A 20,362-nucleotide genomic window follows, 5' to 3' on the forward strand; every position below is an offset into this window, starting at 1 on the left:
AAACTGCTAGCTGAGCATTTGTAAATTATTCTGCTACGTCTGCTTTTGCAGCAACCAGGTTATGAGGGTCTGCCATTCCGACTATGATACTTCTTGGCCCTTTGAATGGATTTCTTCCATGTGACATCAGCATATTATCTAAAAGCAGGATATCTCCTTTTTGCCAGGTGAATTCTTCTTTGGATTTCTCATAAGCATTACCAATTTCTTCCAGAACTGAAGGCTCAATCGGAGTACCATCACCATAAAAGGTATTAAACGGAAACTCTTCTGAAGAAAGCAGGACTTCTCTGACACTTTCTTCCAGATTGAGGGCATTGAAGAAAAATCCGTGATTGAACCACACCGGTTCACCTGTAAGCGGATGATTCTGGATGGCTGGTCTTGTCCAGCTTATCTTCAGATGCCTGTCACTTTCCCAGCTGAAGTTTATGTTATTTCTATTGCAATATGCCTCAACAACATTCTTATCATCAGTCTGGTAGACTGTTTGCCAGGATAATCCGAATCCCTCAACCAGATTTCTTACATACATAATTCCTTTTGCCGCAAATTTATCCCTGGTTGCAACCGACAGAAGACTTAACACTTTTCTGCTATCAGCAATAGGTGTTTCGCCACCTTCATCACTTGGCTGTTTACAGAAAAACAAAATCTGCATAGGCCATTCATTAGAGTAGGAAAGCTCATTATGCATATGAATCACCTGATCTGCAGGATGATCTGTAGAGGTATATAAATTATCATCTACCAGGCTTCTTGGTGAAGACTGATCCACATAACTCATTCGGTTAGCACTCAGATTCTTTACAAATTCCTGAAAGAAAGGCAGAGAAGTTGACTTAAAGTCTCTGAAAAGGAGTGCACCATGCTGGTGAAGACGTTGCTTTACAAAAGCAAGATTGTCTTTCAGCCAATCCGTTAAATTAAAATCTTCAATATTTGGCTTCACTACCAGAGGATACGTTTTCCCAGGAGTCAGAAAGGATTCCGAGATCAGGATCTCTTCTGAAAGTGATACTTTTTTTGCTGGTTTACTGAAAAACTTTTCTAAGTTCTTTTCTTTGATTTTGTTCTCATTCATTACAGATTTGGTTTTACGTGTGTGGCTGAGGGTTTCTGTCAGTTGATGAATTGTGCTATCCGGCGAGTTGGCTATGGTATGTAACAATAGCCTGAAGTCTTCTATTATACTTTCAATGGTAGCCGGCTTATATAAAGCGCTGAGATAAGAGAATGAAAAATGAATTTCATGATTAGTCTCCCAGGCATGCAGCCAGAAGTCTGTTTTTACATAATCAGCGTCCCATTCCAATGGCGATATTGAAAATTCCTGCTGGTTGCCCGACTCCGTATGATTCAGGTTTTGCCAGGTGAAACCAACATCGAATAACTGGCCCCGGTTTGTATTTCTTGGGATATCCAGTTCTTCAATCAGAAGATCATAAGGATACATCTGGTGCTCATAGGCTTTCAGCAGATTGAGCTTTACGCTTTCCAGGAAACGACTGTAAAGTTCATCTGGATTAAGCTTTGTTCTTATAGGTAAGGTATTGATGAAAAGTCCGATTTGATTTTCAGTGTCAATATGATTTCTTCCTGCTATCGGAGAACCGATTACTATATCTTTTTCTACAGCATATCCGGATAAAAGGATATTAAGAGAAGCCAGCAATGTCATATAAAGCGTAGCTCCATTCTTTTGGGAAATATTTTTCAGCCGCTCTGCCTCTTGTTCCTGAATAGAGAAAAGAATTCGTTCTCCCTGGATACTTTTGACTGCCTGTCTTGGAAAATCAACTGGTAAATTCAGTGCTGTCACTTTTTCTTTGAATTCTCCAAGCCAATAAGCCCTGTGAAGCTTTAAGTTCTGCTCATTGAGCTGCTCATTTTGCCAGTTAGCATAATCTTTATACTGAATTCTTAATGGTTTTAAAGTCGATTCGTTTCCGTTTCTCAAGCTATTGTAAAGTTCAAGTACTTCTTCCATAATCACACCTAATGACCAGCCATCACAGATAATATGATGTATGGTAAAAAGGAAAATATGTTTTCCTGCTTCCAGTCTGATTAGTCTGGCTCTCAGCAAAGGCCCTTTTTCCAGATCAAATGTTCTTTTGATCTCTTCATCACGGATTGTTTTTTCCGTCATCGTTTCGTCTCCTGCTGAAGATAAATCAACATATCCGATCTCAAATCCGTTCAGGTGCTGATGAATCTGCTGCATAGGCTCGCCATCCACTACCGTAAATGTAGTACGCAGGCTTTCATGTCTTTCAATCAGTATATCAAAAGCTTTCCTGAATTCCGTAAGATGAAGTTCACCTTTAAATTCATAACCCAGATACAGGTTATAAGAATCCTGCTCTTCACCTATCTCATTGAGAATCCACATCCTTTTCTGTGCATGAGACAAATCGTAAAACTCCATCTCTTTCACAGGAACAATTTGTTCATGGGTACTGAGATTAAGCTGATCCATCAGTTTTGCCAGCGCAGAGATTGTTCTCAGCGTAAAAATGTTTCTAAGCTCAATTTTTGTGTTCAGGTTTTTGAAAATATGAGATACCAATTGTGTTGCTTTGAGCGAATGTCCTCCGATTTCAAAGAAATCATCTGCTGTGCTGACCGGGCTTCTCTGCAGGACACTTTCCCAGATTTCAACCAGTCTGGCCTCTGTTTCAGTTACCGGAAAAACATGTTTTTGATGAGCCGTAAGACTTAGTCCTTCAGGTGATGGTAATGCTTTCCGGTCAATTTTACCACTGGTTGTTTTAGGGAGTTCGGTTAACTGAACAAAATAAGAAGGAATCATATATCCGGGTAATTTCACCTTCATTTTCTGGATCAGCTCTCCCGGGTCGAGATGTTCTTCTGCGACAAGATAGGCTACAATAAATGCAATTCCATCCTGGTCCTGTTTAGTGATGACAACTACATCATCAATATTTTGAAGATTGAGCAGACAGTTCTCTATCTCTCCCAGTTCAATTCTATGCCCTCTTACTTTAACCTGATTGTCTTTACGATCCAGGTATATCAATTCTTTATTTACCGACCAGCGACCCAGATCTCCCGTTTTATAAACTCCGGAACCAGGGCTGAAAGGAACATCAATAAATTTTTCAGCGGTTAATTCAGGTCTGTTCCAGTATCCTTTTGCCAGTCCGTCTCCGCCAATTAAAATCTCACCAGTAACTCCGGGCGGCACAAGCCTGTTTTCATCATCTACAATATAAATCTGCGTATTATCAATAGGACGACCGATTGTTAACAAATCAGTTTCAATTTGTATGCGTTTAATAGTAGACCAGACTGTAGTTTCAGTAGGCCCGTAAACATTCCACAAGCTGTTACAAAGTCTGATTAGTTTTGATCCCAGATCTCTGTTCAGTCTTTCTCCTCCACATAATACTTTAAGTTGCTGATCTCCTTTCCAGTCACTGTTAACAAGCATATTCCAGGTAACAGGAGTAGCTTGTATAATAGTTGGCTTTTCAAATGCTATTACCTGTTTTAAAATCTCAGGATCTGCTGCAGATTCTTTTCCCAGTAAGAAGATTTCAGCACCCGATATCAGCGGCAGGAAGATTTCAAGAACTGAAATATCAAAAGTATAGGTAGTAACCGCCAATAATCTGTCATGCGGAGTAATTCCAGGTTCCTTCTGCATGCTGTTCAGGAAATTAAGTACAGCATAATGAGGAATCTGCACCCCTTTTGGCAATCCTGTAGATCCCGATGTATAGATCAGATAGGCCAGGTCTGAAGCTGATAAACTTAAATTTAAATCCGTTCCGGGAAGCTCCTCCAATAACGAAAGATCATCTGTTAAACAAATGTAATTCTGGAATCCGGCCAGCTCATTTTGCAGCTCATCGCATATGGCTATGTATTCACTTCCTGTCAGCAGGGTCTTTAATCCGGTATCATTTAAAATATAGGCAATACGCTCTTTAGGGTAGAGCGGATCTATAGGAACATAAGCTGCGCCAGATTTAAGTATACTCAGCATCCCGATAACCATCCACTCTGACCGGTCTGTCAGCATCCCAACAAGATCACCTTCTTTTACCTGATAATTTGTAGTCAGATAATGGCTAAGCTGGTTACTTTTCAGGTTCAGTTGTTCATAAGTAAACGATCTGCCTTCAAATGTCAGCGCAACAGCCTTTGGTGTTTTTACAACCTGAGCCTCAAATAACTTATGGATATTGGTATCCGATAGGAAATCAGCTTTGGTATTATTATAGTCCTCTAAAAGAAGCTTTTTATTTTCTGGTGTCAGACATTCCAGTTCATATAAACTCTGTGCTGTATTGTCAAAAGCAGATAAAAGAATTTGTTTATAGCTCTGAATTAAGTTTTCTATACTTTCCTTAGCAAACAGATCCGTATTATATTCCAGAACGCAGGATAAAGTATTTTCATTTTCAGTAAAGAAGAAACAAAGATCGAATTTACTAATCGTAGCATCTCCTTCAAATCCCGAAATGTTCAGCCCTTCAAACCCAGTTAATCCTGATGTGCCGGCTTCCGCATTTTGTAATACTGCCATCACGTCGAATAATGGAGACCTGCTTAAATCTCTCTCCAGGTTGAGATCATCTACTATTTTGTCAAATGGATAAATCTGATGTTCATAACCACCAAGGACAGTATCCTTTACCTTTTCCAATAAGACCTCAAATGTGTCATTCCGCTCAAAAGAAGTACGCAGAGGAAGAGTATTGGTGTAAAATCCGATCTGATTTTCCAGCTCTTTGCTATCTCTTGAAGCAACCGGTGAACCAATTACAATATCAGTTTGATTGGTGTATTTATATAATAAAGCTGTTAAAGAAGCGATGAGTGTGATAAAAATACCAGATTCTTTTTTGATCGCCGATTGTCTTATTTTTTGAAATACAGACTCTTCTATATCAAATGTACTTACCTCTCCATTAAATGTTTTTAATGCAGGGCGGGGAAAATCTGATGGCAATTCCAATACCGGTACTTTATTGGCAAATTGATTGGCCCAGTACGCCTTATGTCCGCCAGACAGCATCTCATTTTCCAGCAAATTGTTTTGCCAGTGCGCATAATCTTTATACTGAATTTTTAGTGGCAGAAGCGGATTGTCTTCCCCTTTTAAGTAAGAGTTATATAAGGTTACCAGTTCCTCCATCATCACCGTTACTGACCATCCGTCAGAAATGATATGATGTTTGGTAAATAAAAAGACATGTTCACTGGCATTCAACCTGATTAATGTCCCTCTTAATAATGGCCCCTTTTCCAAATCAAAACTTCGTCTGGTTTCTTCAATGGCCATATCTTTAGCCTTGCCAGCGGCCGCATGATCTTCACTCAGATCAATATATTTTATTTTAAAGCTATTGCTGATGAATCTGTTTACCTTTTGTCTGGGTTCTCCCTCTACACTGATAAATATGGTTCTTAAAATCTCATGACGTTCGATCAGACTGTTGAATGAGGCCTCAAGCGCCTTTATATCCAGCAACCCTTTGAAACGGTAAGCCCAGGGCATATTGTAAGCAATCCGGTCCTGCTCAAACTGATCGAGTATCCATAAACGCTGCTGCGCATGTGACAACGCATAATCAGCCTCTACAGGGATAGCGGTAATTTCTTCATAAGAGACCTTCCTGCCTTTGCTGATCTCTACACTTAACCCTGCTATGGTCGGATGAGCAAATAAACTCCGCAGCTCCAGCTTTAGTCCCAGCTCTTTATGCAAACGGCTGATCACCTGGATAGCTTTCAGCGAATGTCCTCCCAGTTCAAAGAAATTAGCATGGATACCAATCTGTTCCCGTTTCAGAACCTCTGACCATATCCTGCCAACCTGTATCTCGGTCTGGTTACGTGGTCCTTCATAACTTTCGCTCTTACCAGAATCCTCAGCAGGATCAGGTAACTGTTTCCTGTCAATCTTGCCATTGGCTGTCAAAGGCAATGTATCCAATCTTACCAGATAACCCGGAATCATATATTCAGGAAGATAACCTCCCATAAAACTTCTTAGCGTTACCGCATCTGCAACACCCGCATAATAACCTACCAGTTCTTTCTCCCCCTGATCATCTGTTCTGCACAGTACCACACTTTGAGAAACCCCTTCATGTTTCAATAGTGTATTTTCAATCTCTCCCAGCTCTATCCGGTAACCACGCACTTTCACCTGGTGATCTGACCTCCCGATAAACTCTACCGTTCCGTCCTCCAGCCAGCGTGCCATGTCTCCGCTCTTGTATACCCGGCCACCAGTAATAAAAGGATTAGCACGGAAACGGTCTCTGCTTTGCTCCTCCAGGTTGATATAACCACGGCCTACTCCACTTCCTCCAATATAAAGCTCGCCTTTTACTCCGATTGGTACAGGATTTCCTGAACCATCCAGAATATAAAGCTGATGGTTTGGTAATGGGGTGCCGATACTGGAATCGCTGCTTCTTGTTGTTTTTCTTGTTCCCTTAGGCGTTACTCCAGCAAATTCATAACTGGAATTCACCGTACATTCTGTAATACCGTATACATTGATCAGACTGCTCTGTTCCCCGAAGATGGTTTCATAACGGAGACAAAGATCTTCGCTCAGTGCTTCTCCTCCTGTCAGTGTGTATTGTAAAGCCATACCAATCCCGCTTTCTTCCAAATGCGATAGCATAACGCCCAGATAAGCTGGTGTAATGTCAATCACATCTACTTTGCCTGCTATAATGGTCTGGATATATTGAGCCGGATCTTTCTTCACCTCATCCGCTATCAGGATCAGTTGTCCACCGTTCAGCAGCGGTGCAAATAACTGCTGCACTGAAGCATCAAAATTGATCGATGCGGTCAGTAATGACACCAGTGGCCGATCATGTTTGCTATAGATAATTTCTTTCAGCCAGTGGCTTAAATTAACTACCGAATGCTGTTCTATCTGGACTCCTTTGGGAACACCTGTTGTCCCTGAGGTATAAAGCACATAGATTAAATCATCTCCACTATAGCTCTGGCTTAAATTACCCGTAGCATACCCTCCATATAAATCCTCAGTCACCTGTACCACAGGAACCGAAAACTCTGCCTCAGGATCAGCACCAGTCAGCAAAACTCTGAGCTGGCTGTCTCTGATAATATGTGCTTTGCGTTCTGCCGGATGAGCTCCATCAACCGGCACATAAGCACCTCCTGATTTCAGGATCGCCAGTATACTGATCATTAGTTCTGTACTCTTATCCATCATTATGCCCACCAGCTCATCCTTCTTAATCCCGTAATGAGATTGAAGATAACCGGCAAGCTGATTGGATCGTGTATTTAATTCCTGGTAAGTCAGTTCCCCTGCGCCATCAGATACTGCAATTGCCAGTGGTGTTCTGGCTACCTGCTCTTCAAACAGCTCCTGGATCGTTGCTCCACCCGTATAACTTCTTGCAGTTTGATTAAACCCTTCAATCAGCTGCAACTGCTCTGCTATAGGAATATAAGACAACTGATTTAGGGCAACTGTCTGACCTGCGATCACTGCACCAGCCAGTTCTTTGAAATGACCTAGCAGACGGCTTATACTTTCTGCTTTGAAAAGAGCAGTATTGTATTCTATTTCCAGTTCAACTACAGAATCTTTTGCTGCAAAGTTGAACGTAAGATCAAATTTGCTTATCGTATTGACTAAGTTAAAGGCTGAAACCTCAATCCCTTCCAGTTCTTCTATACCTGCACCATTCAGTTCCGCATTTTGAAACACCATCATTACATCAAACAAGGCTGAACGGCTCATATCCCGGCTCAGTTCCAGATCTTCAATCAGTAAATCAAAAGGATACTGCTCATGCTCATAGGCTTCAAGCACTGACTGTTTTATCTTGTGCAATAAAGTGATCACCGGTTCTTCCCCGTTTACCACAGTACGAAGCGCAAGCGTATTCACATAAAATCCCAACTGAGATTCCAGACTTTTCTGACTCCTGCCGGCGACAGCTGTTCCGATAACCATATCTTCCTGACCGGTATAGCGGTACAACAGGATTTTAAGCAAACCTAAAAGAATCATGAAAACACTCATCCCTTCTGCCTGCCCCAACTGCTGAATATCCCGGCTCAGTTCTGCGCCAAGACTTGCGCTGATGCTGTTTCCTTTAAATGTTTTGATTAAACCTCTCTTATAATCCAAAGGTAAATCCAGAACAGGAATCTCACCTGAAAACTGGCTCTGCCAATAACTTGCCGACGCTGCAAATCTGCCTTCCTGCAACTGACGGTTTTGCCAGTGTGCATAATCTTTATATTGAATAACAAGAGGTGCCAACCCAGCCTCCTGTCCATTTTGCTTACTTTGATAAAGTCTGACCAGTTCATCCGTCATCACCTCTGTTGACCAGCCATCAGAAATGATATGGTGCATATTGAACACCAGGATATGTTCCCCTTCCCCGGTACGGATCACACCAGCTTTTAGCAGGGGCCATTGATCCAGACTGAAAGATCCTGCAAGCTCCGCTTTGACAAGCTCCTGTAAATCCTCTTCCCCCAGAGTGATACTTGCCTCACGATAACCCAGCTGAAACTGGCAGGCCGCTGCCGGCAATACCTTTTGTCTGGGTTCTCCCTCTACACTGATAAATATGGTTCTTAAAATCTCATGACGTTCGATCAGACTGTTGAATGAGGCCTCAAGCGCCTTTATATCCAGCAACCCTTTGAAACGGTAAGCCCAGGGCATATTGTAAGCAATCCGGTCCTGCTCAAACTGATCGAGTATCCATAAACGCTGCTGCGCATGTGACAACGCATAATCAGCCTCTGCAGGGATAGCGGTAATTTCTTCATAAGAAACCTTCCTGCCTTTGCTGATCTCTACACTTAACCCTGCTATGGTCGGATGAGCAAATAAACTCCGCAGCTCCAGCTTTAGTCCCAGCTCTTTATGCAAACGGCTGATCACCTGGATAGCTTTCAGCGAATGTCCTCCCAGTTCAAAGAAATTAGCATGGATACCAATCTGTTCCCGTTTCAGAACCTCTGACCATATCCTGCCAACCTGTATCTCGGTCTGGTTACGTGGTCCTTCATAACTTTCGCTCTTACCAGAATCCTCAGCAGGATCAGGTAACTGTTTCCTGTCAATCTTGCCATTGGCTGTCAAAGGCAGTGTATCCAATCTTACCAGATAACCCGGAATCATATATTCAGGAAGATAACCTCCCATAAAACTTCTTAGCGTTACCGCATCTGCTACACCCGCATAATAACCTACCAGTTCTTTCTCCCCCTGATCATCTGTTCTGCACAGTACCACACTTTGAGAAACCCCTTCATGTTTCAATAGTGTATTTTCAATCTCTCCCAGCTCTATCCGGTAACCACGCACTTTCACCTGGTGATCTGACCTCCCGATAAACTCTACCGTTCCGTCCTCCAGCCAGCGTGCCATGTCTCCGCTCTTGTATACCCGGCCACCAGTAATAAAAGGATTAGCACGGAAACGGTCTCTGCTTTGCTCCTCCAGGTTGATATAACCACGGCCTACTCCACTTCCTCCAATATAAAGCTCGCCTTTTACTCCGATTGGTACAGGATTTCCTGAACCATCCAGAATATAAAGCTGATGGTTTGGTAATGGGGTGCCGATACTGGAATCGCTGCTTCTTGTTGTTTTTCTTGTTCCCTTAGGCGTTACTCCAGCAAATTCATAACTGGAATTCACCGTACATTCTGTAATACCGTATACATTGATCAGACTGCTCTGTTCCCCGAAGATGGTTTCATAACGGAGACAAAGATCTTCGCTCAGTGCTTCTCCTCCTGTCAGTGTGTATTGTAAAGCCATACCAATCCCGCTTTCTTCCAAATGCGATAGCATAACGCCCAGATAAGCTGGTGTAATGTCAATCACATCTACTTTGCCTGCTATAATGGTCTGGATATATTGAGCCGGATCTTTCTTCACCTCATCCGCTATCAGGATCAGTTGTCCACCGTTCAGCAGCGGTGCAAATAACTGCTGCACTGAAGCATCAAAATTGATCGATGCGGTCAGTAATGACACCAGTGGCCGATCATGTTTGCTATAGATAATCTCTTTCAGCCAGTGGCTTAAATTAACTACCGAATGCTGTTCTATCTGGACTCCTTTGGGAACACCTGTTGTCCCTGAGGTATAAAGCACATAGATTAAATCATCTCCACTATAGCTCTGGTTTAAATTATCCGTAGCATATCCTCCATATAAATCCTCGGTCACCTGCACCACAGGAACCGAAAACTCTGCCCCGGGATCAGCACCAGTCAGCAAAACTCTGAGCTGGCTGTCTCTGATAATATGTGCTTTGCGTTCTGCCGGATGAGCTCCATCAACCGGTACATAAGCACCACCTGATTTCAGGATCGCCAGTATACTGATCATCAGTTCTGTACTCTTATCCATCATTATGCCCACCAGCTCATCCTTCTTAATCCCGTAATGAGATTGAAGATAACCGGCAAGCTGATTGGATCGTGTATTTAATTCCTGGTAAGTCAGTTCCCCTGCGCCATCAGATACTGCAATTGCCAGTGGTGTTCTGGCTACCTGCTCTTCAAACAGCTCCTGGATCGTTGCTCCACCCGTATAACTTCTTGCAGTTTGATTAAACCCTTCAATCAGCTGCAACTGCTCTGCTATAGGAATATAAGACAACTGATTTAGGGCAACTGTCTGACCTGCGATCACTGCACCAGCCAGTTCTTTGAAATGACCTAGCAGACGGCTTATACTTTCTGCTTTGAAAAGAGCAGTATTGTATTCTATTTCCAGTTCAACTACAGAATCTTTTGCTGCAAAGTTGAACGTAAGATCAAATTTGCTTATCGTATTGGCTAAGTTAAAGGCTGAAACCTCAATTCCTTCCAGTTCTTCTATACCTGCACCATTCAGTTCCGCATTCTGAAACACCATCATTACATCAAACAAGGCTGAACGGCTCATATCCCGGCTCAGTTCCAGATCTTCAATCAGTAAATCAAAAGGATACTGCTCATGCTCATAGGCTTCAAGCACTGACTGTTTTATCTTGTGCAATAGAGTGATCACCGGTTCTTCCCCGTTTACCACAGTACGAAACGCAAGCGTATTCACATAAAATCCCAACTGAGATTCCAGACTTTTCTGACTCCTGCCGGCGACAGCTGTTCCGATAACCATATCTTCCTGACCGGTATAACGGTACAACAGGATTTTAAGCAAACTTAAAAGAATCATGAAAACACTCATCCCTTCTGCCTGCCCCAACTGCTGAATATCCCGGCTCAGTTCTGCGCCAAGACTTGCGCTGATGCTGTTTCCTTTAAATGTTTTGATTAAACCTCTCTTATAATCCAAAGGTAAATCCAGAACAGGAATCTCACCTGAAAACTGGCTCTGCCAATAACTTGCCGACGCTGCAAATCTGCCTTCCTGCAACTGACGGTTTTGCCAGTGTGCATAATCTTTATATTGAATGGCAAGAGGCGCCAATCCTGCCTCCTGTCCATTTTGCTTACTTTGATAAAGTCTGACCAGTTCATCCGTCATCACCTCTGTTGACCAGCCATCAGAAATGATATGGTGCATATTGAACACCAGGATATGTTCCCCTTCCCCGGTACGGATCACACCAGCTTTTAGCAGGGGCCATTGATCCAGACTGAAAGATCCTGCAAGCTCCACTTTGACAAGCTCCTGTAAATCTTCTTCCCCCATTGCCTCAAGATAACCCAGCTGAAACTGGCAGGCCGCTGCCGGCAATACCTTTTGTCTGGGTTCTCCTTCTACACTGATAAATATGGTTCTTAAAATCTCATGACGTTCGATCAGACTGTTGAATGAGGCCTCAAGTGCCTTTATATCCAGCAACCCTTTGAAACGGTAAGCTGATGGCATATTATAAGCAATCCGGTCCTGCTCAAACTGATCGAGTATCCATAAACGCTGCTGCGCATGTGACAACGCATAATCAGCCTCTACAGGGATAGCGGTAATTTCTTCATAAGAGACCTTCCTGCCTTTGCTGATCTCTACACTTAACCCTGCTATGGTCGGATGAGCAAATAAACTCCGCAGCTCCAGCTTTAGTCCCAGCTCTTTATGCAAACGGCTGATCACCTGGATAGCTTTCAGCGAATGTCCTCCCAGTTCAAAGAAATTAGCATGGATACCAATCTGTTCCCGTTTCAGGACCTCTGACCATATCCTGCCAACTTGTATCTCGGTCTGGTTACGTGGTCCTTCATAACTCTTGCTGCTGCCTGAATCCCGGACAGGATCAGGTAACTGTTTCCTGTCAATCTTGCCATTGGCTGTCAAAGGCAATGTATCCAATCTTACCAGATAACCCGGAATCATATATTCAGGAAGATAACCTCCCATAAAACTTCTTAGCGTTACCGCATCTGCTACACCCGCATAATAACCTACCAGTTCTTTCTCCCCCTGATCATCTGTTCTGCACAGTACCACACTTTGAGAAACCCCCTCATGTTTCAGGAGTGTATTTTCAATCTCTCCCAGTTCTATCCGGTAACCACGCACTTTCACCTGGTGATCTGACCTCCCGATAAACTCTACCGTTCCGTCCTCCAGCCAGCGTGCCATGTCTCCGCTCTTGTATACCCGGCCACCAGTAATAAAAGGGTTAACACGGAAACGGTCTCTGCTTTGCTCCTCCAGGTTGATATAACCACGGCCTACTCCACTTCCTCCAATATAAAGCTCGCCTAAAATCCCAACACCTACAGGATTTTGATAATGATCCAGAATATAGTATTGAGTATTAGCCATTGGCCTGCCAATCGGAACATTCGAAACAGGTAATAAATCATCAGCTGATACCTCATAGAAAGATGAATCTATAGTGGTCTCAGTAGTACCATAACTATTTATAATACGGAACTGATCTTTGAAATTGCTTAGAATCCTTTTATAATCTTCCAGCAGAAGTGTATCTGATCCCAAAATCACCATTTCCATGAAAGAAATATCATAACCTTCTTCAGCGATATAATCCATCAGCGGAACTACCAGAGCCGGAGTAGATTCAAAAATATTGATCTTATTTTCAAGAATAAGCTGATATAATGACTCCAGATCAAAACGCGCCTGTGAAGGACAGATAACCATACTTCCCCCATTCAGCAATGCACGGCACAAATCCCCGCAGAAAACATCAAAGGAAATGCTGGCAATTTGCAATAACCTGACTTCAAAAGTATCCAGACGATAAGCTGATGTCCATCCTTTAGCTATATTCACCAGGTTTTTGTGCTCTACCATTACCCCTTTTGGAAGCCCGGTAGAGGCAGAAGTATAAATTACATAGGCAAGATTAGCAGGACTGATAGTTTGTTCCGGATTAGCTGAGTCAAAACTGCTAAGCTCTTCATTAAGCTCATTCAGATTGATTACAGAAATATCTTCTTTTGAGATCACAACATCGGCCTGATCAGTCAGTAAGATCTTTATTTTAGTGTCTTCAATTATATATTCTATTCTGCTTTGCGGATATTCAGGATCGACAGGCACATAGGCAGCACCCGATTTAATTACCCCAAGTACAGCTACTACTGACCATACAGACCTGCTTACCATAACTCCAATAAGCTGATCGGGAATAATTTCAAAAGATGCCCTTAAATAAGCTGCCAGTTGATTTGCTTTTTCGTTAAGCGCTTTATAAGTAATCCTGCTGTCTTCACAAATAACAGCAACAGCATCAGGACTGCATGCTGCCTGGGCTTCAAACAATTCCTGAAAAGTCAGGTTTTCAGCAACAGGAAGAGCCGTATCATTAAACAGATGGAGGACCAGATCTTTTTCTTTTTCACCCAGATATTCCAGATGAGCTAAAGAAGATTTAGAATTATGGACAATAGCAGCAATTATGTTCCTGAGATGAGCTGAAAGCCTTTCAATTCTGGACTCAGTAAATAAATCCCTGTTGTATTCAATACTAACTTTTAATTCATCATTCAGTTCAAAAAAGTCAATAGACAAGTCAAACTGGCTGATCAAACCCGTTGCCGGATAAGGAATTGCCTGAATTCCATCGAGCTTCTCCAATTCATTCACAGCCAGTCCGGTATTCTGGAAACCTACCATTACATCAAAAACAGGAGAGCGGCTCATATCCCTTGCAGAAACCAGATCATCAACCATCTTATCAAATGGATAAGATTTATGTTCATATCCCTGGATCAGATTTCCTTTAACTTCTTCCAGAAGCAGCTCAAAGGATGCTGATTCATCAAATTTTGTACGGATAGGCAGTGTATTTAAAAAATAGCCGATCTGGTTTTCGAGCTGCTGCTCATCTCTTAATCCAACAGGTATACCAAGAATAATATCCTGCTGGGCCGTATATTTATTAAGCAATGCATAAACAGAGGCCAGTAAAACCATAAATACTGTTGAATCCTTTGACCTGCTTAATCCGATCACTCCATTGTAAAGCTCATCCTCCAGCATAAAGCTGGTCACATGACCATTGTACGTCTGAAATACCGGACGCGGTAAATCTGTTGCAAGAGCAAGCACAGGAAGCTCATCACTAAACTGATCCAGCCAGTATTCCCTGTGTTTATCTTCTGCACTGATCGCGCTGTTCTGCGCGCTGTATACATAGTCTTTATAATGGAATGGCAGCGGAGGTAATAAGTTTTCTTTTCCGGCTTTGAAGTCATTATAAACAGAAACCAATTCACCGGCAAGGATATTCATTGACCATCCGTCAGTAATGATATGGTGCATGGCAAATAAAAGCAGATGAGAGTCTGCATCCAGCTTCAGTATTATCGTTCTTAGTAAAGGACCATTGGCCAGATCAAATGAAGTACTTTTATTCTCCTGAATTGACTGATCCCGCAGAGAAGCCTTTTTAACTTCATCAAATTGAGTAAGATCTATAAAGGTTTGAGAGATCGTTGTGTAATCCTCATGAATTTTCTGCTTTACTTCTTCCTCAATTACTACAAATGTAGTTCTGAGAATCTCATGTCTTTCGACCAGCTTCTGAAAAGATTTTTGTAATAATTCTACTTCCAGCTCCCCTTTTAATTCATATTCCCATGATAAGTTGTAGGCGATTTGATTTTCCCTGAACTGATCGAGTATCCAAAGTCTTTTTTGAGCAGGAGAAACATCATAATAGTCCATTTTCCGGATTACCCGGATACCTGGAGTACGCACAGTTTCATATTTCAGCATCTCTTCGGCCAGCTCTTTAATTGTCGGATTCAGAAAGAGTGTCTTTAAAGCTAACTCCACATGAAGTCTGCTCCTGATATGAGCAATCAGCTGAGTAGCTTTAATAGAATTACCACCCAGTTCAAAGAAATTATTAAAAATACTGACTGATGATTTGTTTAAGATATCTTCCCAGATTTCCACTAAAATCTGCTCGGCAGGAGATAACAACCGCTCTCTGTCTTCAACAAAGATCTCTGTTGTAAATTCCATAGCCAGCAAGGCTTGTTTATCTACTTTCCCGTTCGGAGTAAGCGGAAACTCATTCAAAGTAACCAATAGCCTTGGCACCATATAGTCAGGCAGCTGCTGGTGGAGATACTTTCTCAGATCCTGAGTATGTACCCCTTTCTCTATATAAAATCCAATCAGGTATGTTTCCCCGTTATGGTCTTCACTGGCCAGTACCAATGCATCTTCTATTGCTTCGAGCTTAAGAATAGTGCCTTCAATTTCAGCAAGCTCTACTCTATAACCTCTTATTTTGAGCTGATCGTCTTTTCTTCCAATAAATGAAATACTTCCGTTTTCATTCCACTTACCTAAATCTCCTGTTTTATAAACTCTTATTTTTTCCCCGAAATCTGCAACAACAAATTTCGCAGCTGTCTCAGTCTCATTATTTACATAACCTTTTGCCAGCCCCATACCACCGATACATATTTCTCCGGTAATACCTACCGGAACAATCTGCATCAGTTCATCTACAATAAATACTTTACGATTGGCAACAGGCCAGCCAATATTAGCAGCATCGCTATGATTTTTAACAGGATTAAAGGTGGTACAAACCGTTGATTCCGTAGGGCCATAAGTGTTGTAAATAGCCGTCTTTCCAAATAAATTACTGATATAAGCCGGCTTTAAAATATCTCCCCCGCTAATTAAAATCCTCAGACTTTTCAGGTATCCGGGATGATTATTGATCTCATTAATAACCAGTGGTGTTGTACTGAGCAATGTCGCGGACTGTCTTTCTGCTGTCTGAAGTAATTCATCAATATTCCGTCCTCCGTCTTTTAAGATGACCAGTTTACCGGATACACATAATACCGGAAATATTTCTTCTATGGCCGTATCAAAAGATAGTGAAGATTGCTGAATAACCACCTCCTGAGCAGTCAGCTCAAAATATTGGATAAAAGTAAGTACATAATCAACGAGTGACTGATGTCCGATCATTACACCTTTGGGCTTTCCGGTAGAGCCAGATGTATAATTGATATAAGCCAGCTCATGATAACCTGTGAAAGATGGATTGTCAGCAGGGCAATTTCTCAGCTCATCGGCTATCTCATCCACAAGGATAGTTTTCTCCTTCTTCAAAGCTCCCTGATACTCAAAAGATATACTATCACAAAGCAGTAAATCAAGCTCACTATTTTCAATGATATAATTTATCCTGTCCGCAGGATAAGCAGGATCAACCGGAACAAATACCCCATTGATTTTTAACGTAGCAAGGATTCCGATGATGGCATAAGGAGAAGGTAAGAACATGATTCCAACCCTGCTTCCTGATTTTATCTGGTACTTAGTCAACAGAAAATGAGCCAGTTGATTAGCCCTTATATTTAATTCCCTGTAAGTTATCTGATCATTTAAATAAGCTATTGCTATAGCATCCGGATGGCGCTCAACCTGCTGTCCGAATAAATCTATTATACTTAAAGAATCCTGTAAGGATTGGAAAGGTGGATTAAACTCCATAAGTAACCGTTGCTGTTCCTGTTCCGGAAGCACCTGGTAACTTAATAAAGGAAGATTGGGGTCCTGAATAACTGAATCAGTTAATTTAAGAAAATGACTGCCTAACCTTTTAATCTGTTCCTGGTCAAACAAATCGGTACTATACCTGATGTTTAAAACCAGGGAACTCCTGGTCTGAATAAATTCAAACTGCAAGTCAATAAATGCAGTATCAATCTGAACAGGGTAAAATTCTGATTCAACAGCGTTGTCTAAATTTTTGAAATCAAAGTCAAAATCAAAATTCTGCAGCAGTACAAGGACGTTAAACAGCTCATTACGTGCAACCTGGGTATAGTCTGTTTTTTCTTCTACCAACTGATCAAAAGAATACTCCTGATGCTCATAGGCCTTCAGTACTTTACTTTTCACCCTTCTCAGCAATCTCCCGAAAGTATCTTTTTTATCGAAACGGGTTCTTAATAATAAAGTATTCAGGTAACAGCCAATCTGTGATTCCAGTCCTTTCTGATTTCTGCCTGCCAGATCTGTTCCAAACGTGATATCAGTTTCTCCTGAATATTTGTAGAACAGTGTATTCAAAAGTGCTATCAAAGTCATGAACAGTGTCGATTCATGTGCTGCACTTAATGTCTTCAGACTTTCAGTTATCCGGTCCGGCAGCTCAAAACTTATTATATTTCCACCGGATGTACTTTTCTGTGCCCCGGCAACTGCAAAAGGCAGCTGAGTAAGCGAATGACCGTTACCGAAATCAAATTCCTTTTCCCAGTATTCCTTATGTGATAAATAAGACTCTCCTTTTTCTGCAGATTTCTTCCAGACTACATAATCTTTATACTGAAAAGGCAATGCCGGTAAAAGTATATCATTGCCACTTGAAAGACTGCCGTAGATCAGAGAAATTTCATCCACAATTACGCCCAGTGACCACCCATCTGCAATGATATGATGGATATTAAATAATAATACAAACTCTGATGCCGGATTTTCCAATAAGATCACCTTCCATAAAGGTCCCTTTTCCAGATCAAAAGCTGTGTTAGCGTAATAATTTGTTATTTCATTTATTTTTTGATCAGCCGTTTTACTGGTGACAGCTTCAGCCTGAAAAATCTGTTCAATATATACTTCAGGGTTGATTTTTTGTTTTAATTCTCCCGCTGCAGTGACAAAAGTAGTTCTGAGTATTTCATGCCGTTCACAAAGTATTGCAACAGCTTGTTTAAGTAGCTCAACTTTCAGATTTCCCTGTAGTTTGTAGCAAAGAGAGATGTTGTAGGCACTGGAGTTATTTTCCAGCTGACTTAAAAACCAAAACCGTTTCTGGATATCAGATGCCTCATAAAGTTCCTGTTCTGGAATAGCAATAACAGATGCAGAAACAGCAGTAGATTGTTTGCTTATAAAATCACCCAGCGCATCTATAGAGGGCCATTCAAAAATGCTGTTTAAAGCAATTTGGGTACTAAAAGTCTCATTAATAACTGAAGCAAACTGAATGGCCTGTAAGCTGCTTAATCCGCTATTAAAAAAGTTATCCGAAAGAGAAGCTTTCTGATGGAAAAGCCTCTCCCATATATTCGTCAGGGTCTCTTTCAGGTCTGCATGAGCCGAATACAAAGAGGAGTTTTGCTGCATTTGCAGTTCCTCCATTTCCTTTAGGCTCTCCTTAAATTTTCCTTTTTTATAATCATCAGTTAATTTGAAATGCTGGATCTTCCCGCTGGTTGTTTTCGGAACCTTTTTAACTGGAATTACCATACTGGCTATCACTCCCAATCTCGTTGAAATCAACTCCTTTACTTTGGTTGCCAGTGGTAAAAAAGATGCAGCAGTTCCTTTATGAAGAATAAAGACAATCAGCTCTTCCGTAAAATCATAATTATTTTTTACGCCACATGCGACTACTTTGCCCAGCCCCAGTTCCCCGATTTCATAAGTGACCCTTTCAATATCATGAGGATAATAATTCTGACCATTGATAATGATAATATTTTTAAGCCTTCCGGTAATAATCAGTTTCCCGTTATTCAAAAAGCCCAGGTCACCTGTTCTTACCCATCCGTCTGCAGTAAACAAAGCCTTAGTTGCAGCCTCGTTATTATAATATCCCTGTGTTACATTATTTCCTGTGATCTGGATATGTCCTATATGGTTGTCTTCAACAGACCTGTCTTCATCATCTGTAATCCTGATATAACAGTTATCCAGCTCATATCCCACCTCTACAAAATTTACCCTGTCTGCAGTATCACTGGTAAATCTTATTTTGTTACCTACATTAATAAAGTCCCGGTGCAGATCATAAGAACGTAATTCCTGTCCCACTACCGGCAAAGCGACGGCTACAGATGCCTCTGCCAGACCATAACCCGGAAATATAGCATATGGGCTTAAACCATATATTTCTAATGTATTTAGAAAATCATAACACAGCGTGGTTGAAATAGCTTCAGCCCCGTTATATATTATTTTTACAGCAGACAGATCCCAGGTTTTAGCTTCGGCAGATTCCAGCGCCGATAAGAAATACTGATAACCAAAATTCGGAGAATATAATAATGTGGCTTTATGTTCTGATGCCTTCTCCATCCATAACAGCGGTCTTCTGATAAATAAAGGAGTTGGAATGATATATTGATTAATATTAGAAACCAGCCCGGTAAGATGGAAACAGATCAGTCCCATATCATGGGTAAGTGGCATCCAGCTTAACATGGAATCCTTGTTACTGATATCCGATCTTGCAGCAATATCTGTAGTATTGGCAACCAGATTTCCATGAGTCAGTATAACGCCTTTGGGTTCTCCGGTAGAACCTGAAGAATATTGGATATAAGCAATATCACTTTCGCTGATTTCAGCTGGTTTCCCCTGACTGAACTCTTGCTTAATGATTTCAATAGCAATTGTTTTTTCGGCTATCCGCTGATTTTCCTGTTCATATCCATTTTCCTCAGCAAACTTTTCAAGCCTTTTAGCATGTATATCTTCGCAAATTAAATATGGGTTATTTAGTTTTTCCCATACTTTGATAATTTTCAGCTTATGTTCATCCTGACTTCCCACAGATAATGGGATAGGGATAATTTTCCCGAGCAAACATGCCCAGAATAACAGAAGAAAATCTCCGTTATCTTCAATTTGAATAACTACTTCATCTTCTTCCTTAATTCCTGCTTCCTGTAAATTATGTAGAATAAAAAGAGCTTTCTCATATAGTTCGGCATAAGGCAAATAAGATTCATTGCTACTATCTTTTATTAAGCAAATAAAGGAAGTATTAATTTCTTTTGCCTTTAATAAATAGGATACCAGGTCTGCTGGGGAAACGGAATTACTCATATTACTATTGGAAATTTTAAGATTCGATAAATTTCAGATGTATGGGCCTGT

Annotated in this window: 1 protein-coding gene; it reads right to left on the minus strand. The window is 41.3% G+C overall.

The window, feature by feature from the left end; genetic code table 11:
- Positions 1-25: 25 nt before the first annotated feature.
- A complete protein-coding gene (locus PL_RS08705) occupies positions 26-20,311 on the minus strand; it encodes a non-ribosomal peptide synthase/polyketide synthase (protein WP_348621465.1) in 20,286 nt (6,761 codons plus the stop codon).
- Between the last annotated feature and the right edge of the window lie 51 nt (positions 20,312-20,362).

Source organism: Pedobacter lusitanus (assembly GCF_040026395.1).
Lineage (GTDB): Bacteria > Bacteroidota > Bacteroidia > Sphingobacteriales > Sphingobacteriaceae > Pedobacter > Pedobacter lusitanus.

Bases quoted from the DNA above. Each gene is read 5' to 3' on its own strand.
- PL_RS08705 (WP_348621465.1), bottom strand. From the start codon at position 20,311: ATGAGTAATTCCGTTTCCCCAGCAGACCTGGTATCCTATTTATTAAAG.